At 73.1% G+C, this 20564-nt stretch carries 16 protein-coding genes; all 16 read left to right on the top strand.

The features are described 5' to 3' along the window. The first annotated feature begins 3 nt into the window (after nt 1-3). From asnB to Saso_RS07660, 16 genes are read left to right on the top strand one after another with little or no spacing between them, the layout of a single operon-like run. Nucleotides 4-1938 carry an asparagine synthase (glutamine-hydrolyzing) gene (gene asnB / locus Saso_RS07735; RefSeq protein WP_189928370.1) on the top strand — a complete coding sequence of 645 codons (1935 nt, stop codon included), beginning with the start codon at nt 4-6 and terminating at the stop codon, nt 1936-1938. 17 nt (nt 1939-1955) lie between these two features. Then, entirely contained in the window at nt 1956-4148 is a 2193-nt protein-coding gene (locus Saso_RS07730) for a bi-domain-containing oxidoreductase (protein WP_189928371.1), read from the top strand. Continuing rightward, entirely contained in the window at nt 4145-6124 is a 1980-nt protein-coding gene (locus Saso_RS07725; RefSeq protein WP_189928373.1) for a heparinase II/III family protein, read from the top strand. The genes Saso_RS07730 and Saso_RS07725 overlap by 4 nt, the downstream gene beginning before the upstream one ends. A 17-nt stretch (nt 6125-6141) precedes the next feature. Then, nucleotides 6142-7665: a right-handed parallel beta-helix repeat-containing protein gene (locus Saso_RS07720; protein WP_189928418.1), complete on the top strand. Its 1524-nt coding sequence runs from the start codon at nt 6142-6144 to the stop codon at nt 7663-7665. A 3-nt stretch (nt 7666-7668) separates the two neighbouring features. Next, nucleotides 7669-8913 (top strand): O-antigen ligase domain-containing protein, encoded by a 1245-nt coding sequence (locus Saso_RS07715; RefSeq protein ID WP_189928374.1) that lies wholly within the window; start codon nt 7669-7671, stop codon nt 8911-8913. Nucleotides 8914-8915: 2 nt separating this feature from the next. Then, nucleotides 8916-10190 carry a glycosyltransferase gene (locus tag Saso_RS07710; RefSeq protein WP_189928376.1) on the top strand — a complete coding sequence of 425 codons (1275 nt, stop codon included), beginning with the start codon at nt 8916-8918 and terminating at the stop codon, nt 10188-10190. Further along, nucleotides 10187-11422 (top strand): class I SAM-dependent methyltransferase, encoded by a 1236-nt coding sequence (locus Saso_RS07705; protein WP_189928378.1) that lies wholly within the window; start codon nt 10187-10189, stop codon nt 11420-11422. Before Saso_RS07710 ends, Saso_RS07705 begins: the two co-directional genes overlap by 4 nt. Beyond that, the gene (locus Saso_RS07700) at nt 11419-12225 is read left to right on the top strand and encodes a glycosyltransferase family protein (RefSeq protein WP_189928380.1); all 807 of its coding nucleotides are present in this window, start codon (nt 11419-11421) and stop codon (nt 12223-12225) included. The genes Saso_RS07705 and Saso_RS07700 overlap by 4 nt, the downstream gene beginning before the upstream one ends. After that, entirely contained in the window at nt 12222-12869 is a 648-nt protein-coding gene (locus Saso_RS07695; RefSeq protein ID WP_189928382.1) for a PIG-L deacetylase family protein, read from the top strand. The genes Saso_RS07700 and Saso_RS07695 overlap by 4 nt, the downstream gene beginning before the upstream one ends. Nucleotides 12870-12872: 3 nt before the next feature. After that, a complete protein-coding gene (locus Saso_RS07690) occupies nt 12873-13898 on the top strand; it encodes an NAD-dependent epimerase/dehydratase family protein (protein ID WP_189928384.1) in 1026 nt (341 codons plus the stop codon). Beyond that, nucleotides 13895-15169, top strand: coding sequence for a DUF4910 domain-containing protein (locus tag Saso_RS07685; RefSeq protein ID WP_189928386.1), 1275 nt, complete (start codon nt 13895-13897; stop codon nt 15167-15169). The genes Saso_RS07690 and Saso_RS07685 overlap by 4 nt, the downstream gene beginning before the upstream one ends. Before the next feature lie 5 nt (nt 15170-15174). Then, complete coding sequence (locus tag Saso_RS07680) at nt 15175-16473, top strand: MATE family efflux transporter (protein ID WP_189928388.1); 1299 nt, start codon at nt 15175-15177, stop codon at nt 16471-16473. Continuing rightward, nucleotides 16470-17417, top strand: a complete 948-nt coding sequence (locus Saso_RS07675) for a glycosyltransferase family 2 protein (RefSeq protein WP_189928390.1) — start codon at nt 16470-16472, stop codon at nt 17415-17417. The genes Saso_RS07680 and Saso_RS07675 overlap by 4 nt, the downstream gene beginning before the upstream one ends. Beyond that, nucleotides 17414-18652: a polysaccharide pyruvyl transferase family protein gene (locus Saso_RS07670; protein ID WP_189928392.1), complete on the top strand. Its 1239-nt coding sequence runs from the start codon at nt 17414-17416 to the stop codon at nt 18650-18652. Before Saso_RS07675 ends, Saso_RS07670 begins: the two co-directional genes overlap by 4 nt. Then, nucleotides 18649-19194 (top strand): dTDP-4-dehydrorhamnose 3,5-epimerase family protein, encoded by a 546-nt coding sequence (locus tag Saso_RS07665; protein ID WP_189928394.1) that lies wholly within the window; start codon nt 18649-18651, stop codon nt 19192-19194. The genes Saso_RS07670 and Saso_RS07665 overlap by 4 nt, the downstream gene beginning before the upstream one ends. A 31-nt stretch (nt 19195-19225) precedes the next feature. After that, entirely contained in the window at nt 19226-20551 is a 1326-nt protein-coding gene (locus Saso_RS07660) for a glutamate-1-semialdehyde 2,1-aminomutase (protein ID WP_189928420.1), read from the top strand. Nucleotides 20552-20564: the final 13 nt, after the last annotated feature.

The raw sequence follows: 20564 nt of genomic DNA, 5'->3' as shown, positions 1-20564 counted from the left end.
CACATGTGTGGCATCGCAGGCACATACCGGTGGCCGGACGGGAAGGCCGTGACGGACCGGCTCACCGAGACCCTCGCCCACCGGGGCCCGGACGGGTCGGGGCGGTACGGCCATCCCCTCGGTGACGGCGAGGTACAGCTCGGGCACCGCCGGCTGGCCATCGTCGACCTGTCCGAGACCGGCGCCCAGCCGATGGTCGCGGACGGCCTCGTGCTGACGTACAACGGGGAGCTGTACAACGCGCCCGAGCTGCGCGCCGAACTCGAGGCCGCCGGGGTGCGCTTCCGCGGGACCTCCGACACCGAGGTGCTGCTGGAGGCCTGGCGGCGCTGGGGCACGGACTGTCTGCCCCGGCTGCGCGGCATGTTCGCGTTCGGCGTCTTCGACGAGCGCACCGGTGACCTGGTGCTCGCCCGCGACCAGCTCGGCATCAAGCCGCTGTTCCTGCTGCGGCGCGGCGAGGGGCTGGTGTTCGCCTCGGAGCTCAAGGCGCTCGCCGCCGTGACCGGCGGGTCGCTGGAGGTGGACCACGCGGCGCTGGTGGCCTCGCTGCTGTACTACTGGGTGCCGGACTCGCGGTGCGCGTTCCGCGAGGCGGAGAAGCTGCCGCCGGGCAGCTGGCTGCGGTGCCGGGCCGACGGGCGGGTGGAGCGCGGCCGGTTCTGGAACCTGCGGGACGTCGCCGCCGAGGGCCGCGAGCGCGCCCTGAGCGGCGAGCTGCCGGACCTCGCCGCCGTCGTCGAGGAGTCGACCCGGCGTCACCTGCTCTCCGACGTGCCGGTGGCGACCTTCCTGTCGGGCGGCCTCGACTCCAGTTACCTGACCGCGCTGGCGGCCCGCGACCGGCCCGGGATCTCCGCTTACACGATCGGGTTCCGCGCCGAGGACGCCCGGTTCGAGGCGATGCCGGACGACCTGAGGTACGCCCGGCAGGTGGCGGAGCGGTTCGGCGTCGACCTGCACGAGATCGAGATCGCCCCGGACGTGCTCGACCTGCTGCCGCAGATGACGCACCACCTGGACGAGCCGATCGGCGACCCCGCCGCGATCAACACGTTCCTGATCTGCTCGGCCGCCAGGGAGGCCGGGGTCAAGGTGATGCTCTCGGGGATGGGCGCCGACGAGCTGTTCGCCGGGTACCGCAAGCATCTGGCGAACCGGATGGCGCTGCGCTACCAGCGCGTCCCGCGGCCGCTGCGGCGCGGTCTGTCCGCGGCCGTGGACCGGCTGCCGGTGGCCACGGCGCGGCGCGGCTACCGGTCGGTGCGCTTCGCGAAGCGGTTCCTCTCCTTCGCCGACCTGCCGGAGGAGACCGCGTTCCGGCGCAGCTACACGATGTACGACCGGGACGACCTGCTGGCCCTGATCGATCCGGACCTGGCGGGGACGGTCGACGACGTGCTGACCGAGCACGCGGACGTCTACGAGGACAACGACCTCGACGACTTCGTGAACCGCATGTGCCTGGGCGACTCCCGGATGTTCCTGCCGGGTCTGAACCTCGCCTACACGGACCGGTCGAGCATGGCGGCGTCGACCGAGGTGCGGGTGCCGTACGTGGACGTCGAGGTGGTCAGGGCGGCGTTCGCCGTGCCCGGCGACCGCAAGATCGTCGGCCGGCAGGGCAAGGCCGTCCTGAAGGAGGCCGCCACCTCGGTCCTGCCGCGGGAGATCGTGTACCGGCCCAAGGGCCTGTTCAGCGCCCCGCTGCGGGCCTGGATGAGCCGCGATCTCGCGCCGCTGGTGCGCGAGGTGGTGAACGACGGCGAGCTCGTCCGTTCGGGGCTGCTGCGCCGTGACGCGCTGGCGCGCATGGTCGCCGCGGACGCCGCCGGACAACAGGACTACTCCAAGCATCTGTGGCACGTGCTGACCCTCGAGTACTGGTACCGCGGCGCGACCTCGGCGTCCGGCCGGAACTCCCCCTCCCAGGCGTAGAGACAAGAGGACTTCGGGTGAAACAGGTCGTACAGAACTACAAGAGCGGCGAGCTGGCACTGCTCGACGTCCCGGCGCCGGGCTGCAAGCCGGGAGGTGTGCTGGTCCGGAGCTCCTTCTCGCTGATCTCCACCGGGACCGAGCTCATGAAGGTGTCCGAGGCCGGCATGTCGATGCTGGGCAAGGCGCGCTCCCGCCCGGACCAGGTGGCGAAGGTCGTGCAGAGCGTGGCCACCAACGGGGTGCCCGCCACCTACCGCAAGGTGATGGGCAAGCTGGACTCGTACACGCCGCTGGGCTACTCGCTGTGCGGGGTGGTCGAGCAGGTCGGCGCGGGGATCGACGACGTGAAGGCCGGCGACCTCGTGGCCTGCGCGGGGAACGAGCACGCGCTGCACGCCGAGCTGAACTGGGTGCCGAGGAACCTCTACGCGCCGGTGCCGGACGGTCTCGCGCCGCGGCACGCGGCCTTCGGCACGGTCGGGTCGATCGCGATGCAGGGCGTCCGCCAGGGCGAGTCGCGGCTCGGCGAGGTGGCGCTGGTCGTCGGACTGGGACTGATCGGGCAGCTGGTGGTGCAGCTGCTGGCGGCCTCCGGAGTCGTCGTCGTGGGGGCCGATCCGGACCCGGCGCGCTGTGAGCTCGCCGAGCGTCTGGGCGCGGCGGCCTGCGGCGACCCGGCCTCGGCCGCCGTGGAGAACGCCGTCGCCGAACTCACCGGCGGGCACGGCGTGGACCAGGTGTACCTGGCCGCAGGCGGCGGCAGCAACCAGCCCGTCGAGCTGGCCGCACGGCTGAGCCGGGACCGCGGCCGCGTCGTCGACATCGGCAAGTGCCGGCTGGACCTGCCGTGGAACGCGTACTACGAGAAGGAGCTCGACGTCCGCTTCTCCCGCAGTTACGGCCCCGGGCGCTACGACCCGGAGTACGAGCTGGAGGGCCGCGACTACCCGATCGGTTATGTGCGCTGGACGGAGCGGCGCAACCTGGCGTGCTTCCTCGACCTCGTCGCCCGCGGCCGTGTCGACGTGGAGCCGCTGATCTCCCACGTCGCCGACTTCGACGACGCCGTGGAGACGTACCGGAGCCTGAAGGACGGCGAACTGAAGGCCGTGGCCGTGCTGTTCCGGTACCCCGGCGACGATGCGGAGCCGCCGGCGCGGACCCCGGAGGTGACCGTGCCCGCGGTCAGGCGTCCCGGCGGCACGGTGTCCGCCCCACCCCGGGCCGCCAAGTCCCCGGTGCGCCTCGCGTTCGTCGGCGCGGGGAACTACGCGACGTCGATGCTGCTGCCGCACCTGGCGCAGCGCGACGGCGTCGAACTGTCCACCGTCGTCACCACGACCGCGCTGTCCGCGGCCAACGCGCAGCGCAAGTTCGGCTTCGCCCGGGCGACCACCGACCTCGACGCCGTGCTCGGTGACGCCTCCGTCGACGCGGTGTTCGTCGTCACCCGGCACAGCTCGCACGCCGAACTGACCCGCAAGGCGCTGCTGGCCGGCAAGACGGTGTTCGTGGAGAAGCCGCTGGCCCTCACCGAGGACGAGCTGTCCGGCGTGCTCGCGGCGGTGGAGGAGTCCGGCAACGACCGGCTCCAGGTGGGCTTCAACCGCCGGTTCGCGCCGCTGCTCCAGGAGGCGAGGAAGCGGTTCGGCGTCCGGACCGGTCCGGCGAGCCTGCGCTACCTGGTCAACGCGGGGCGGCTCGACCACGGCAGCTGGTACCTGCGAGGGGGTACCGAGGGATCGCGGTTCGTGGGCGAGGGCGGCCACTTCGTCGACACGGCGAGCTGGCTCCTCGAGGCCGACCCGGTCTCGGTGTACGCCGTCGCCACGCCCGGCAACGAGGACCTCCAGATCGTGCTGCGCTACCCGGACGGGTCGACGGCGACCCTCAGTTACGTCACGACCGGGGCGTCGGGCTTCCCCAAGGAGACGCTGGACCTGGTCGCGGACGGCAAGGTGCTGCGGCTCGACGACTTCGTGCGCGCCTCGGTGTACGGCACCTCCAAGCGGTGGGTCAGTTCGCGGCTGCCCAAGGCCCGGGACAAGGGCCAGTCCGCCGAACTGGCCGCGTTCGTCCGGGCGGTGCGGACCGGCGGGCCGATGCCGGTGCCGCTGGAGTCGCTGGTCGCCACCACGGCGGCCACCCTCGCCGTGCAGAGCGCTCTGGCCGGCGGCGCCCCGGTGACGCTGGCGGAGGCGCGATGACCGCGCGTTCGGGGAGCGCGGGCTGGTACCTGCGGCGGCTGTCCCGGATGGGGCCGCGGGAGGTCGGCGGCCGGGCCCGTGACGTGGTGCGCCGGAGGCAGTGGCGCTCGTCGCTGCCGGACGCACCGGGCGTGCGGGGCGCCCGCTTCACCGCGGTACTGCCCGCGGGGGCGGTCGCCGCGGTGCCCCCGGACGCCGCGAAGCGGCTGGTCGCCGAGGCGGACCGGCTGCTGGCCGGACACGCCGTGTTCTTCGGCGTGTCCCGTGACGATCTGGCCGACCCCGACTGGTCGTTCGACCCGAAGACCGGCCGCAGCGCCCCGCGGGTCCACGCCTTCGACGTGCCCTACCGCGACGAGGAGACCGTCGGGGACATCAAGCAGATCTGGGAGCCGTCCCGGCACCAGTACCTCACCGTGCTCGCCGCCGCCTACGCGCTCACCGGGGACGAGCGGTACGCCGAGCGGGTCGACGCGCATCTGCGGTCGTGGTGGGCGGGCAACCCGCCGCTGCGCGGGGTGCACTGGACCAGCGGCATCGAGCTGGGGATCCGGCTGGTGTCCTGGGTGTGGATCCGCCGGCTGCTCGACGGCTGGCCGGGCGCGGCCGTCCTGTTCGAGGACAACCCGGTGGCGCTGGAGCAGATCTGGCACCATCAGCGCTGGCTGGCGGCCTTCCCCAGCCGGGGGTCGTCGGCGAACAACCACGTGATCGCCGAGGCCGCCGGGCAGCTCGCCGCGTCCTGCGCGTTCGGGTGGTTCCCGTCCTCGGCGCGCTGGCGGGCCGACGCGCTGCGGTCGCTGGAGCGGAACCTGCGCGGCAACACCTTCCTCTCCGGACTCAACCGCGAACTGGCCACCGAGTACCACGGTCTGGTGCTGGAGCTCGGGCTGGCCGCGCTGGCCGAGGCGGACGCCGCGGGCGTGCCCGTCCCGGCGACGGTCCGGCCGGTACTGCTGCGGATGACCGACGCCCTGGCCGCCGTCGTCGACAACCGGCTGCGGCCGCCGCGCCAGGGGGACGCGGACGACGGGCACGGTCTCGTCCTGGACGGCGAGGGCACCGACCGCTGGGCCTCCCTGCTGGCCACCGGGGACGCCGTGTTCGGCCGGCTCGACTGGTGGCCGGCGGTGACCGGCACCGATGTGCGCACCGCGCTGCTGACCGCGCTCCTGCGGCCGTACCCGGAGCACGCGGGCGCCCCGGCCGTGTCCCGTCCGGCGAACCGGCCGAGCCATTTCGCCGACGCGGGCATGACCGTCCTGCGCGGTCCGCAGGAGATCTGGTGCCGTTGCGACGGCGGCCCGCACGGCTTCCTGTCCATCGCGGCGCACGCCCACGCGGACGCGCTGTCGGTGGAGGTCCGGCACGACGGGGTCGACGTGCTGGCCGACCCGGGGACCTTCTGCTACCACGGTCAGCCCGAGTGGCGCCGCTACTTCCGCTCGACGCTCGGCCACAACACGCTGGAACTGGACGGCGCCGACCAGTCCGTCTCCGGGGGCCCGTTCCTGTGGACGCGTCAGGCCCGCAGCCGCGTCCTGGTGGCGGACACCGCCGGCGCCGGCGAGGGGGGCACGGTCCGCTGGGCCGCCGAGCACGACGGCTACGGGCCCGGCGTGCACCGCCGCCGGGTGGAACTGACGCCCGCGAGCCGGGAGCTGACGGTGGTCGACGAGGTGCGCGGCGGTCCGCGCCGGGCCGTGCGCCTGGCGTTCCACCTCGGCCCGGCGATCACCGCGGACCTGGTGGGCCACCGGGCGGCGCTGAGCTGGAGCCGGGACGGGGAGGACCGCTCCGCGGTGCTGGAGCTGCCCGAGGGGCTGTCCTGGACCGCGCACCGCGGGGAGAGCGACCCGCCGCTGGGCTGGTACTCGGCCGGCTTCGGACGCAAGGAACCCGCTACCACGCTGGTCGGCAGCGGCTTCGCCGACGGCACGGAGCAGTTCACCACCGTGCTCGGGTTCCGCGGTTGAGGAGAGGAGGGCGCGTGGTGGGGATCAAGTGGCGGCACCGGGCGCGGGCGGCGGCACCGCTGGCGCTCGTCCTGCTGGCGGCGACCGGCTGTGACAGCGGGACGACGGACGCGACACCGAAGCCGACCGCCGCGCCCTCCACGTCCGCGGTCAGAGTGTGCGCCGTCCCCGCCGCCGGGCCGTCGAAGGCGCCGGCCGGTGCGGTGACGGTCGACCCCGCGGTGCCCGGCGACCTGGCCGCGAAGACCGAGAGCAGCCCCCCGCACACCACCTTCTGGCTGCGGCCGGGCCGGCACACGCTCATGTCGGACCGCTACGACCAGGTGATCCCCAAGGAGGGGGACGTCTACGTCGGCGCTCCCGGCGCGGTGCTCGACGGGCGCGGGAGCAACCACTACGCGTTCGGCGGGTCCGCCCCCGACGTCACCATCCGCTATCTGACCGTGCAGAAGTTCGTCGCGCCCCGCGACGAGGGCGTGGTCAACCACGACTCGGCCGACGGGTGGGTGATCGAGCACGCGACGATCAAGGACAACTCCGGTGCCGGACTGATGGCCGGCGCGCGCCAGCAGGTCCGCGACAGCTGCCTGCGCGACAACGGCCAGTACGGCATGAACGCCTACAAGGGCGGCGGCCCGCTGAAAGACCTGGTGGTCGAGGGCAACGAGATCGTGGGCAACAACACGGACGACTGGGAGCGGCAGCGGCCGGACTGCGGGTGCAGCGGGGGCGTCAAGTTCTGGGCCGTCGACGGCGCCGACATCCGCGGCAACTGGGTGCACGGCAACCGCGGGACCGGGCTGTGGGCGGACACCAACAACAACGACTTCCTCATCGAGGACAACCTGATCGAGGACAACGACGGTGCCGCGCTGATCTACGAGATCAGCTACAACGCGGTCGTCCGCGACAACACGATCCGGCGCAACAACTGGGTCGAGGGCCGCGCCTACGCGGCCGCCGGCGACACCTTCCCGTTCGCGACCGTGTACCTGTCCGAGTCCGGCGGCGAACCGCGGATCCGGGCCCGCACGAACAAGATCGACGTCTATCGCAACGTGCTGGAGAACAACTGGTCCGGGATCACCCTGTGGGAGAACGCCGACCGGTTCTGCAACAGCCCGGCGAACACCTCCTCCGGGGACTGCACGTTGCTGGTGAAGAACACCGCCCGCTGCGTGCAGCCCGCCATCGCGCGCGCACCGCTGTACTCCGACTGCCGGTGGAGGACCCAGCGGGTGGACATCCACGACAACCGCTTCGTGCTGGACAAGTCCGTCCTGCACTGCACGGTGAAATGCGACCGGATGGCGGTGCTGTCCAACTACGGCACCTTCCCGGACTGGTCGCCGTACCAGGGCGAGCGGGTGGCCGAGTCGATCACCCGCGAGCAGCACAACCGCTGGCGCGACAACGTCTACGTCGGACCGTGGACCTTCGTCGTCCACGACGCGAGCCGCACGGTCGGTTTCAAGCAGTGGCGGGCCTCGCCGTACCGGCAGGACGGCGGCAGCACCCTGCGCGCCCGGGACGGTGGTTGAGGGATGTCCGCGAACTCCGGCACGGACCACACCGCGAAGATCGTCGGGACGGTCTGGGGACTGCTCGTCCTCAACACCCTCGGCTCGGCCGGGGCGGTGACCATCGTCCCGCTGCCCCGCTCGCTCATCCAGATGGTCACCATGGGCTCCCTGGTCGCCGCGTTCGCGCTCGCGCTCCTGGTCAACCCCCGGGTGCGGGTGCGGGCCAGCGCCTACGTGTTCCTGCTCACCCTCCTGCTGGTGCCGAGCCTGATCTCCAGCGTCGACCAGGGGGCCGGGTTCGGCGCGCTGTTCCGCTGCACCCGGCTGGCTCTCTTCGTCGGCACGCTGTGGCTGCTCAGCCGCTGGTGGGACGGCGGCACGACGTTCGTCCGGCACCACATCCGGATGTACTTCGCGGTGCTCGCCTCGGTGGCCGCCGGACTGGCCGTCTCCCCGGGTACCGCCCTGCCCGATCTCTACGGCGGACGGCTGGTGGGCGCGCTGTGGCCGCTGACCCCGCCGCAGATCGGACAGTACGCCGCGGTGATCATCGGGCTCACCGTGCTGCTCCTGCTGGGGCGAAGGACCGACCGGACCAGCGCGGCGGTGGTCGTCGTGCCCTCCCTCTTCCTGCTCGCGCTGACCCACACCCGCACCGCCACCCTCGGCCTGATCATCGCGCTGGTGCTGGCGATCACCTCGCTCGTCCTGACCAGCGCCGCGGCCCGCCGGGTCTTCTCCTGGACGGTGCTGTGCGGCGCGGTGGCCGCGGTCGGGTTCAGCTCCGCGCTCCAGGCGTGGTTCCTGCGCGGGCAGAGCCAGGAGAACTTCGCCAGTCTCACCGGCCGCGCCAAGGTCTGGCACGCCCTGCTGGCGGCGCCCCGGACGACGACGGAGCACCTGTTCGGCACCGGCCTGGGCGACAAGTCGTTCGGCGGGCTGCCGATCGACAACAGCTGGCTGGCCGTCTACAACGAGCAGGGCGTGACCGGCATCGTGCTGGTGGCCGCGATCATCGTCGTGCTCGGCGGGGTGGCGCTGCTGCGGCCGCCGTCGCTGTCGAGGGCCTGCGCGATCTTCCTGATCAGCTACTGCGCGATCGCGTCGTACACCGAGGCCGGGCTGGGCGACGCCTCGCCGTACCTGCTGCATCTGGCCGTGGCCGCCTCGCTGCTGGCGGCGCCCGCCGAGACCGCTCCCCCGGCGGCGCCCGACGTCCGCCGACGCCCCGCCCCGCGCTGGGCCCGCACAACGGAGGTGACCTGAGCATGCACGTCCTCGTGGTGCACAACCACTACTCCTCGGCACAGCCGAGCGGGGAGAACAAGGTCGTCGACCAGGAGACGGCGCTGCTGCGCGAGGCCGGCCACCGGGTCGGGGTCTTCGAGCGGCGCAGCGACTCCATCGCCGCCCGCTCCCTGCCGGCGAAGGCCGCGGTGCCGCTGCTGGTGCCGTGGAACCCGGCCGTCCGCAAGGAACTCGCGGCCCGGCTGCGCGCCGAGCGGCCGGACGTGGTGCACGTGCACAACGTCTTCCCGCTGCTGTCCCCCGCGGTGCTGGCCGCCTGCGCGGACGCCGGAGTGCCCGCCGTCGCCACGCTGCACAACTACACCCAGGTCTGCCCGCCCGGCACGCTGCAACGCGACGGCCGGCCCTGCACCGAGTGCGTGGGGGCCACCCCGCTGCCCGCCGTCCGGCACGGCTGCTACCGCGGTTCCCGGCTGGCGACGGTGCCGCTCGCGGTCGGCCTGTCCGTCAACCGGCGGCGGTGGTGGTCCGGCGTGGAGCGGTTCTTCTGCATCTCCGCCGCGCAGCGCGACGTCCTGGTGGGGGCCGGCATGCCGGCCGAACGGCTGGCGGTGAAGCACAACTTCGTGCCCGAACCGGGGGTGCGGCGGGAGGGCGACGGGGAACACCTGCTCTTCCTCGGCCGGCTGGCAGAGGCCAAGGGAGTGCGGCTGCTCATGGCCGCGTGGGACGAACTCGCCCGCGAGGGCGGTGTGGGCCTGCCGCTCGTGATCGCCGGCGCGGGGCCGCTGGAGCGCGAGGTCACCGCCTGGGCGGCGGGCCGCGACGACGTGCGCTACGCCGGTCTGTACGACCCGCAGGAGTGCCGGCGCGCCCTCGCGCGCTCGGCCGCCGTGGTGGCCCCCTCGACCTGGCTGGAGGCTTTCGGCCTGGTGGTCGTGGAGGCCATGGCTGCGGGGGTCCCGACCGTCGCCGCCGGTCACGGCGCGTTCGTCGAACTGGTCGACGACGGGGTGACCGGGCTGCTGCACCGGCCGGGCGACAGCGCCTCGCTCGCGTCCTGCCTGCGCCGGATCACGGCCGGGCCGGCGCACAACCAGGAGATGGGCCGGGCGGCCCGGCGCCGTTACGAGCAGGGCTTCAGCCCGGCCGTCGGCCTGGAGCGCCTGGTGGAGGGGTACCGCGCCGCGATCGCGGTGCGGTCCGGCGGCGGGGAAGGCCCGCAGCCGGTAGGGGAACACAGCACTGGCCCGCGCCGGGAGCACCGGCGCGAGCGGGATGGGGGCAGTAGATGACACGATGCCGACTCTGCGGCTCGGGGGCGCTGGAGAGCGTCGTCGACCTGGGGGCGACCCCGCCGTGCGAGAGCTTCCTCTCCGCGGACCGACTCGACCTGCCCGAACCGGCGTACCCGCTGCACCTGCGGATCTGCACCGACTGCCGGCTCGCGCAGATCCCGCCGCTGATCACGCCCGAGGAGACGTTCAAGGAGTACGCGTACTTCTCCTCCTTCTCGACCTCGTGGGTGGAGCACGCCCGCACGTTCGTCGCCGGCGCCGTGGAGCGGCTGGGGCTGGGCGCCGACGCCTTCGTGGTCGAGGTCGCCAGCAACGACGGCTATCTGCTGAAGCACGTGGTGGACCGCGGGATCCGCTGCCTGGGCATCGAACCGTCGGTGAACGTCGGCGCGGCGGCCCGGGACGCGGGCGTGCCCACGCTCACGGAGTTCCTGAGCCCCGAGACCGGTGCGGCCGTCCGTGCCGAGCACGGCCCGGCGAACCTGGTCGTGGCCAACAACGTGTACGCGCACATCCCCGACGTGGTCGGGTTCACTCGAGGGCTGCGCGCCCTGGTGGCCGACGACGGCTGGGTCTCCGTCGAGGTGCAGCACCTGCTGACCCTGATCGAGGAGAACCAGTACGACACGATCTACCACGAGCACTTCCAGTACTACACGGTCGACTCCGCGATCCGGGCGCTGGCGAGCGGCGGACTCGCGCTCGTGGACGTCGAGCTGCTGCCCACCCACGGCGGCTCGATCCGGCTGTGGGCGCGGCCGGCCGAGGTGGCCGGCGAGCCTACCGCGCGGGTGGCCGACGTGCTGGCCCGGGAGAAGGCCGCCGGACTCCAGGAGCTGTCCGGGTACACCGAGTTCTCCGCCCGGGTGGCCAAGGTGCGCCGCGATCTGCTGCGGTTCCTCATCGACGCGGCCGAGCGCGGCGAGACGGTCGTCGGCTACGGCGCTCCCGGCAAGGGCAACACCCTGCTCAACCACTGCGGCATCCGGCCCGACCTGCTGGCGTACACGGTCGACCGCAACCCCTACAAGCACGGCAGGTTCACGCCGGGCACCCGCATCCCGATCCTGCCGCCCGAGCGGATCGCCGCCGACCGGCCGGACTACGTGCTCGTCCTGCCGTGGAACCTGCGCGACGAGCTGGTGGAGCAGTTGTCCTACGTGCACGAGTGGGGCGGCCGGCTGGTCTTCCCCATACCGGAACTGAGCATTGTCGAGGTCGAGTCGTGAAGGTCGTACTGTTCTGCGGCGGTTACGGGATGCGGATGCGCAACGGATCGTCCGACGACGTGCCCAAGCCGATGGCGATGGTCGGCCCCCGGCCGCTGATCTGGCACGTCATGCGCTACTACGCGCACTTCGGGCACAAGGAGTTCGTCCTGTGCCTCGGCTACGGGGCGCACCACATCAAGGACTTCTTCCTCAACTACGAGGAGACCACGTCCAACGACTTCGTGCTGCGCGGCGGGCGCACCGAGCTGCTGTCCACCGACATAGCCGACTGGACGATCACGTTCGCGCAGACCGGCATCGAGTCGCCGATCGGTGAACGGCTGCGCCGGGTGCGGCACCACCTGGACGGCGACGAGATGTTCCTCGCCAACTACGCCGACGTGCTGACCGACGCCCCGCTGCCGGAGATGATCGCCAACTTCGCCCGGCGCGACGCCGGCGCGTCGATGATGGTGGTGCCGCCGCAGTCCTCGTTCCACTGCGTGGACCTGGGCGAGGACGGCCTGGTCGGGGGCATCACCGCGGTGAGCGACATGCCGCTGTGGGAGAACGGCGGCTATTTCGTGCTCCGCCAGGAGGTCTTCGACCACATCCCGGAGAACGGGGACCTGGTCGCCGACGGCTGCGCCCAACTGGCCAAGCAGGGACGGCTGGTGGCCCACCAGCACCGCGGGTTCTGGAAGCCGACCGACACCGTGAAGGAACGCGCCGCGCTCGACGACGCCTACACCCGCGGGGACCGCCCGTGGGCCGTGTGGGAACGGGCCGGCGCGACGGCCGGCGCCGGAGCGGGAGCGTGATCCGGCTCGGGGCCGGGCGCCTCGACCGGATCGTCGCGGTGGGCGCGCACTGCGACGACATCGCCATCGGCGCCGGCGGCACCCTGCTGACGCTGTGCCGGGCGCGGCCGGGCATCCGGGTCGACGCGCTGGTGCTCACCGGCGGGGGCGGCGAGCGGGAGCAGGAGGAGCGGGCCGCGCTCGCCGCCTTCTGCCCGGGCGCCGACCTGCGGCTGACCGTGCACAAGCTGCCGGACGGCCGGCTGCCCGCGCACTGGGAGGAGGCCAAGGCGGCGGTGGAGGAGCTCCGCGCGCAGACGGACCCCGGACTCGTGCTCGCCCCGCGCACCGAGGACGCGCACCAGGACCACCGCGGCCTGGCGAAGCTGGTGCCCACGGCGTTCCGCGACCACCTCGTGCTCGGCTACGAGATCGTCAAGTGGGACGGCGACCTCGGCCGTCCGACGGCGTACCAGCCGCTGTCCGACGAGATCGCCGAGGAGAAGGTGCGGCTGCTCCAGGAGCACTACGCCTCGCAGCGGCACCGGCCCTGGTACGACCGGGAGGCCTTCCTCGGGCTGGCCCGGATCCGCGGCATCGAAAGCCAGACGCGCTACGCCGAGGCGTTCGCCGTCACCAAACTCACTCTCGACCTGGGGGAATGAACCTTGCGCGTACTGCTGACCGGACACCAGGGCTATCTGGGCACCGTGATGGCCCCGGTCCTCGCGGCCGCCGGGCACGAGGTCGTCGGTCTCGACGCCGGCCTGTTCGCCGACTGCGTGCTGGGACCGGCGCCCGCCGACCCGCCCGGGCCGCGGGTCGACCTGCGCGACGTCACGGCCGAGCACGTGGCCGGGGTGGACGCCGTGATCCACCTGGCCGCGCTGTCCAACGACCCGCTGGGGTCGCTGGCGCCGGAGCTCACCTACGACATCAACCACCACGCGTCCGTGCGCCTCGCCCGGCTGGCCCGCGAGGCCGGGGTGCGGCGCTTCCTGTACGCGTCGACGTGCTCCGTCTACGGCGCCGCCGGCGGCGACGAGCTGGTGGCGGAGGACGCCCCGCTGCGGCCGGTGACGCCGTACGCGGAGTCCAAGGTGCGGGTGGAGGACGACCTGCACCAGCTCGCCGACGGCGACTTCACCCCGGTGTACATGCGCAACGCCACCGCCTTCGGCTACTCGCCCCGGCTGCGCGCCGACATCGTGCTGAACAACCTGGTGGGCCACGCCCTGCTCTCCGGCGAGGTGCTCGTCCTGTCCGACGGCACGCCCTGGCGCCCGCTGGTGCACGCCGCCGACATCGCGCGGGCCTTCACGGCCACGCTGACCGCGCCGCGCGAGGCGGTGCACGACCGGGCGTTCAACATCGGCAGCGAGACCAACAACGTCACGGTCGCCGAGATCGCCGAGCAGGTCGCCGAGGCGGTGTCCGGCGCGAAGGTGGTGATCACCGGGGAGAACGGCGCCGATCCGCGGTCCTACCGGGTGGACTTCTCCCGGTTCCGCGCGGCGATCCCCGGTTTCGAGTGCGAGTGGACGGTGAAGCGGGGGGCTCTCGAACTCGCCGACGCCTACCGTGAGCACGGCCTGACCCGCGAGGACTTCGAGCGGCGCTTCACCCGGCTGGCCGTGCTGCGCGCGGCGTCCGAGGCGGGCTCCGTCGACGACACCCTGCGGTGGCGCCGATGACCACGCCCGGGGAGGAGATGCACGCGCTGGTGGAGCGGTTGTACCCGCTGTGCCGGAGCATCACCGGTGACGGTGTGCGTGCCACCCTGGACATCGTGGGCGAGTACGTCCCGCTGCGGGTGCACGAGGTGCCGACCGGGACCCGGGTGCTCGACTGGACGGTGCCGCAGGAGTGGAACATCCGGGACGCGTACGTCGCCGGCCCCGACGGGCACCGGGTCGTCGACTTCGCCGCGTCCAGCCTGCACGTGCTCGGCTACAGCGTGCCGGTGTCGGCGACCATGCCGCTGGCCGAGCTGCGCGAGCACCTGCACACCCTGCCGGACCACCCGTCCTGGGTGCCGTACCGCACCAGTTACTACAAGCCGCAGTGGGGCTTCTGCCTGGCGCAGGAGACGCTGGACGCGATGCCGGACGGCGAGTACGAGGTGCGCATCGACTCCACGCTCGCCGACGGCCACCTCACCTACGCCGAGCACGTGGTGCCGGGGCAGGTCTCCGACGAGGTGATCGTCTCCTGTCACATCTGCCATCCCTCGCTGGCCAACGACAACCTGGCCGGTGTCGCGGTGGCGGTGTTCCTGGCGCGGGCGCTGGCCGAGCTGACGCCGTACTACACCTACCGGTTCATCTTCGCGCCGGGAACCATCGGGGCGATCACCTGGCTGGCCCGCAACGCGGAGCGGGTCGAGCGGGTCCGGCACGGTCTCGTGCTGGCCTGCGCAGGCGACCGGGGGCAGGTGACGTACAAGCAGAGCAGGCGGGGCGACGCGGAGATCGACAGGGTGCTGCGGCACGTGCTGAAGGTCTCCGAACGCCCGCACCGGATCCAGGAGTTCACGCCGTACGGCTACGACGAGCGGCAGTACTGCTCGCCGGGGTTCGATCTCGGTGTGGGCTCGCTCGGCCGCACCCCGTACGCCGGATATCCCGAGTACCACACCTCGGCGGACAACCCGGACTTCGTCTCTCCCGAGGCGATGGAGGACACCCTCGCGGTGTGCCGGGAGGCGTTCGCCGTCCTCGACCGCAACCGGCGCTACGTCAACCTCAGTCCGTACGGCGAGCCGCAGCTGGGCCGGCGCGGGCTGTACGACTCGCTCGGCGGCCGCAGCGACGCCCAGCAGGCCCAGATGGCCATGCTCTGGGTGCTCAGCCTCTCCGACGGCGAGCACAGTCTGCTGGACGTCGCCGAGCGGTCCGGGCTGGCGTTCGACACCGTCGCCGCCGCGGCCGACGCCCTGCGCGACGCCGAGCTGATCAAGGCGTGAGACCGATGACCACCGGGGAGGGGACCCCGCAGACGACGGCGCCACCGGCCGGATCCGCCAAGCGGGCCCTCCTCGGCCGGCTCTCCTGGGGGCTGGCCGACCAGGCGGCCTCCAGCATCTCCAACTTCGCGGTGGGCATCTACGTGGCCCGCTCGCTGGGGGTGACCGCGTTCGGCGTGTTCAGCCTGGCCTGGGTCACGTACGGCGTGGTGCTCAACGTCTCGCGGGGGCTGGCCACCGACCCCCTCGTGGTGCGCTTCAGCGGCCCGCCGGACGCCTCCTGGCGAGGGGCGGTGGCCCGCTCGACAGGTACCGCGCTCGGCGTCGGCACCGTCATCGGCGCGGTGTGCCTGGTGGCCGGGCTGGCGCTCGGCGGCCGGGTGGGGCCCGCCTTCGCCTGCCTCGGCGTCCTGCTGCCGGGGCTGCTGCTCCAGGACGCGTGGCGGTTCTCGTTCTTCGCCGCCGGCGCCGGCCGCAAGGCGTTCGTCAACGACGTCGTGTGGGGTGTGGCGCTCGTCCCGGCCATGGTCGTCGCCGCCCGCGTGGGCAGCGTGGCGGCCTTCGTGCTCGCCTGGGGCGCGTCCGCCGCCGTGGCCGCCGCGTACGGATGGGTCCAGTCCGGGATCGCGCCCCGGGTGACCGGGGCGCGCGGCTGGCTGCGCGAGCAGCGCGACCTCGGCTACCGGTACCTGGTCGAGAACGTCAGCCTCAGCGGCGCGAGCCAGCTGCGGGCCTACGGGCTCGGCGCGATCGCCGGGGTCGGCGCGGTGGGGGCGGTGCGCGGCGCCGAACTGCTGCTCGGCCCGTTCCTCGCGGTGCTGATGGGGCTGTCCCTGGTCACCGTCCCGGAGGCGGCACGGGTGCTGCGGCAGGCCCCGCACCGTCTGGGCACGTTCTGTCTGATGCTCGGCGGTGGACAGGCCGCCGGCGCGCTGCTGTGGGGCGGGGCGCTGCTGCTGATGCCGGACCGGCTCGGCGAGCTGGCGCTCGGCGACGTCTGGCACTCCGCGTCCCTGCTCATCCTGCCGATCACCCTCGGCGTCGCGGGCGCGGGCCTCGGCACCGGCGCGGCGGCCGGACTGCGCGCGCTCGGCGCGGCCCGGCGCAGTCTGCGCTGCCAGCTGTTCGCCTCCGCGGGCTACGTCGGCGGCGGGCTCGGCGGCGCGGTCGCGGCCGGCACGGTCGGCTCGGCCTGGGGCGTCGCCGCGGCGACCGTCAGCGGCTCGGCCGTGTGGTGGCTCCAGCTGCGGTCCGCCCTGCGCGAGCGGCACCACAACTCCGTTCCCGAAGTGAGGACCCCATGACCGACCGTCCCAGGCTGAGCATCGGCCTGCCCGTGTACAACGGCGAGGAGTACCTGGCCGAGTCGTTCGACGCCCTGCTCGGCCAGACCTACGAGGACTTCGAGCTGGTCGTCTCCGACAACGCCTCGACCGACGGGACCGAGGACGTCTGCCGCCGGTACGCGGCGAAGGACCCGCGCATCCGGTACCTGCGGCTGCCCCGCAACATCGGGGCCACGCCGAACCACAACCTCGTCCTCGCCGAGTCGCGCGGCGAGCTGTTCAAGTGGGCCTCGCACGACGACCTGTACGGCCGGGACCTGCTGCGGCGCTGCGTCGAGGCGCTGGACGAGCGGCCGGAGATGATCCTCGCGCACACCGGCCAGGCGGTCATCGACGGCGAGGGCCGGGTGAAGGTGCCCTACGAGTACACCCTCGCCACCGACTCGCCGCACGCGCCGGAGCGCTTTCGCAGTCTGCTGTTCGAGCCCGGCGGCGACGACTTCTACGGTGTGATGCGGACCGACGTGCTGCGCCGGGTGAAGCCGATGGACAGCTACCACCACGCGGACCGCACGTACGTCGCCGAGATCACCCTGCACGGACGCTTCCACCAGGTTCCGGAACTGCTGTACTTCCGCCGAGACCACCCCAACCGGGCCGAGCGGGCGAACCCTTCCAAGCGCTCCCGCTGCGTCAACCTGGACCCGCGCCGGGCGGGTCCGCTGCACCCGACGCCCCGGCTGCTCGCCGAGTACGTCTGGGGTTTCGCCTCGGCGATCCGGCGGGCGCCGCTGTCCCCGGCCGACCGGCGGGCGTGCTTCCGCCACCTGGCCGCCTGGATGACCAGCCGGGCCCGGCCGGGCGCCGGCGAACGGGTCGAGGACCGGGCGCCCGTCGACCCGGACCGGCTCGCGGTCTCCGTCGACTCCCTGGTCGCCGGCCGCGAGGGGAGGCGCACATGACGGCCGCGAGCGGAACCGCGGTGCGGGTCGGGGTGTTCGGCCTGCTCGGCTCCGGCAACCTCGGCAACGACGGGTCGCTGGAGGCCGTGCTCGGCTACCTGCGGCGGGAGCGGCCGGACGCCGTCGTGGACGCGCTGTGCGGCGGGCCCGAGAACGTCACCGCCCGGTACGGGATCCCCGCGACCCGGCTGCACTGGTACCGCGGGGAGTACCGGACCGCGTCGCGCGCGGGCGCGGTCGCGGGCAAGGGCCTGGGCAAACTCGTCGACGTCTTCCGCACCGCCGCCTGGGTGCGCCGGCACGACGTGGTGATCGTCCCCGGCATGGGCGTCCTGGAGGCCACGCTGCCGCTGCGGCCGTGGGGTTTCCCCTACGCGCTGTTCCTGCTGTGCGCCGCCGGCCGGCTGACCGGCACCCCGGTCGCGCTGGTCGGCGTGGGCGCCGCCCCGATCGGCAACCGGGCCACCCGGACACTGGTGCGCTGGTCGGCGCGGCTGGCCGCCCACCGGTCGTACCGGGACGCCCCGTCCCGTGACGCGATGCAGGCGATGGGCGTCGACACCCGGCGCGACGAGGTCCACCCGGACCTCGCGTTCGCCCTGCCCACGCCCCCGGCGGGCCGGACCCCGGACACGCCGGGCCACGTCTGCGTCGGCGTCATGGACTTCCACGGCGGCGACGACGACCGCGCCGCGGCCGGGGAGATCCACCGGCGCTACCTCGAGGGGACGACCCGGTTCGTCCGCGCCCTGGTCGAGGACGGCAGGGCGGTGCGGCTGCTCACCGGCGACGAGTGCGACGCGCCGGTGGTCGCCGCGATCCTCGGCGCGGTGGACTCGCCGCTGGTCACGGCCGCCGTGACGGCCTCGCTGGACGACCTGATGAAGGAGACCGCGGCCGCCGACACCGTGGTGGCGACCCGCTACCACAACCTGATCTGCGCGCTGAAGGCCGGCACGCCGACGCTCGCGCTCAGCTACGCGGCCAAGAGCGACGCCCTGATGGCCGACATGGGTCTTGGCGCGTACTGCCACCCGGCGCGCGAGGTCGACGCCGACCGGCTGCTCGAACAGTTCCGGGCACTGGAGAAGAACGCGGCGGACGCGCGGCAGATCCTCGCCGAGCGGAACCGGGACGCCGTCCGGCGCCTGGAGCAGCAGTTCACCGTCCTGACGGCGGCCCTGTTCCCGGCGGCCGGCCGCACCCCCGCCCACGCCCCTCGGGAGACCCGATGAAAGCGATCCCCGTCCCCGCCGTCGCGGGCGCGTACCTCTTCGAGCCGACGCCCTACGCGGACGAACGCGGCTTCTTCTGCCGTACGTTCGACGCCGACGTGGTCCGCTCGGTGGGCCTGGACCCGGACGCCTTCGTCCAGGACAGCCTGTCCCGCTCGGTCAAGGGCGTGCTGCGCGGTCTGCATCTGCGCTCCGGCGCCGGCGAGGCCAAGCTCGTGCGGTGCTCGTACGGGAGGATCTTCGACGTCGTCGTGGACCTGCGGCCCCAGTCGCCGACGTACCGCACCGTGGCCACCTTCGAGCTGTCCGGCGGGACACAGACGACGCTGTACATCCCGGCGGGCTGCGCGCACGGCTTCCAGGCCCTGACCGGGACCGCCGACACCTCGTACCGGATCGACCGGCCGCACGATCCGTCCGAGGACGTGACGATCGCCTTCGACGACCCGGAGCTCGCCGTTCCCTGGCCGCTGCCGGTCACTTCGATGTCCCGACGGGACCGGGAGGCACCGAGCCTCGCCGAGGTCCTGAAGCACCAGTAGCAACAAGAAAGTTGAGGTCGGTGTGGACACAGTGGACACCGCAGAGCTTCTCCTGCCCCGGTCGCGGAAGGCGAACGAGCGGCTGCACGCCCTGATCCCCGGGGGTGCGCACACGTACGCCAAGGGCGACGACCAGTACCCCGACAACCTGGCCCCGGTCATCAGCCACGGCCGCGGTGCCCATGTGTGGGACGTCGACGGCAACCGTTACGTCGAGTACGGCTCGGGGTTGCGGTCGGTCAGCCTCGGTCACGCCCATCCGCGCGTGATCGAGGCGGTACGGCGCGAACTCGACCGCGGCAGCAACTTCGTGCGGCCGTCCATCGTGGAGGTCGAGGCGGCGGAACGCTTCCTGGCCACCGTGCCGACCGCCGAGATGGTGAAGTTCGCCAAGAACGGCTCCGACGCCACCACCGCCGCGGTGCGGCTGGCCCGGGCCGCCACCGGGCGCCAGCGGGTGGCCCTCTGCGGCGACCATCCCTTCTTCTCCGTCGACGACTGGTTCATCGGCACCACCCCGATGTCGGCGGGCATCCCGGCCACGACGAACGAACTCACGGTGGCGTTCCCGTACGGGGACCTGGCCGCCACGGAGGAGCTGCTCGGCCGGTACCGGGGCGAGATCGCCTGTCTGATCCTGGAACCCGCCACCCACACCGAGCCGCCGCCGGGCTATCTCGCCGGACTGCGCGAGCTGGCCGACCGGCACGGCTGTGTGCTGGTCTTCGACGAGATGATCACCGGCCTGCGCTGGTCCGAGGCGGGCGCCCAGGGCCTGTACGGCGTCGTCCCCGACCTCTCCACGTTCGGCAAGGCGCTCGGCAACGGTTTCGCGGTCTCCGCGCTGGCCGGGCGCCGGGACCTGATGGAGCGGGGCGGGCTGCGCCACTCCGGGGACCGGGTGTTCCTGCTGTCCACCACGCACGGCGCGGAGACGCACTCGCTGGCGGCCTCGATGGCGGTGCTCTCCACCTACGTGGAAGAGGGCATCACCGCGCGGCTGCACGCCCTCGGCGAGCGGCTGGCGGCCGGTGTCCGCCAGGCCGCGGCCACCCTGGGCGTCGGCGACCACCTCGTCGTCCGGGGCCGGGCGAGCAACCTCGTCTTCGCCACCCTCGACGAGAACGGGCAGCCGTCGCAGCGCTACCGCACGCTGTTCCTGCGTCAGCTCCTGGCGGGCGGGGTGCTGGCGCCGTCGTTCGTGGTCAGCAGCGCGCTCGACGACGCCGACATCGACCACACGGTCGAGGTGGTGGCCCAGGCGTGCGCCGTGTACCGCAAGGCCCTGGACGCCGCGGATCCCACGCCCTGGCTGGCCGGACGGCCCGTGAAGCCCGTCTTCCGCCGCCTGGCGTGATGCGGCACGGCAC

It is taken from the genome of Streptomyces asoensis, from assembly GCF_016860545.1.
GTDB lineage: Bacteria > Actinomycetota > Actinomycetes > Streptomycetales > Streptomycetaceae > Streptomyces > Streptomyces asoensis.
The sequence above is the reverse complement of the archived record's forward strand: the minus strand, read 5'-3'. Positions and strand labels throughout refer to the sequence as shown.

Bases quoted from the DNA above. Each gene is read 5' to 3' on its own strand.
- asnB (WP_189928370.1), top strand. From the start codon at position 4: ATGTGTGGCATCGCAGGCACATACCGGTGGCCGGACGGGAAGGCCGTG.
- Saso_RS07710 (WP_189928376.1), top strand. From the start codon at position 8,916: ATGCACGTCCTCGTGGTGCACAACCACTACTCCTCGGCACAGCCGAGC.
- Saso_RS07675 (WP_189928390.1), top strand. From the start codon at position 16,470: ATGACCGACCGTCCCAGGCTGAGCATCGGCCTGCCCGTGTACAACGGC.
- Saso_RS07705 (WP_189928378.1), top strand. From the start codon at position 10,187: ATGACACGATGCCGACTCTGCGGCTCGGGGGCGCTGGAGAGCGTCGTC.
- Saso_RS07715 (WP_189928374.1), top strand. From the start codon at position 7,669: ATGTCCGCGAACTCCGGCACGGACCACACCGCGAAGATCGTCGGGACG.
- Saso_RS07680 (WP_189928388.1), top strand. From the start codon at position 15,175: ATGACCACCGGGGAGGGGACCCCGCAGACGACGGCGCCACCGGCCGGA.
- Saso_RS07670 (WP_189928392.1), top strand. From the start codon at position 17,414: ATGACGGCCGCGAGCGGAACCGCGGTGCGGGTCGGGGTGTTCGGCCTG.
- Saso_RS07665 (WP_189928394.1), top strand. From the start codon at position 18,649: ATGAAAGCGATCCCCGTCCCCGCCGTCGCGGGCGCGTACCTCTTCGAG.
- Saso_RS07725 (WP_189928373.1), top strand. From the start codon at position 4,145: ATGACCGCGCGTTCGGGGAGCGCGGGCTGGTACCTGCGGCGGCTGTCC.
- Saso_RS07685 (WP_189928386.1), top strand. From the start codon at position 13,895: ATGACCACGCCCGGGGAGGAGATGCACGCGCTGGTGGAGCGGTTGTAC.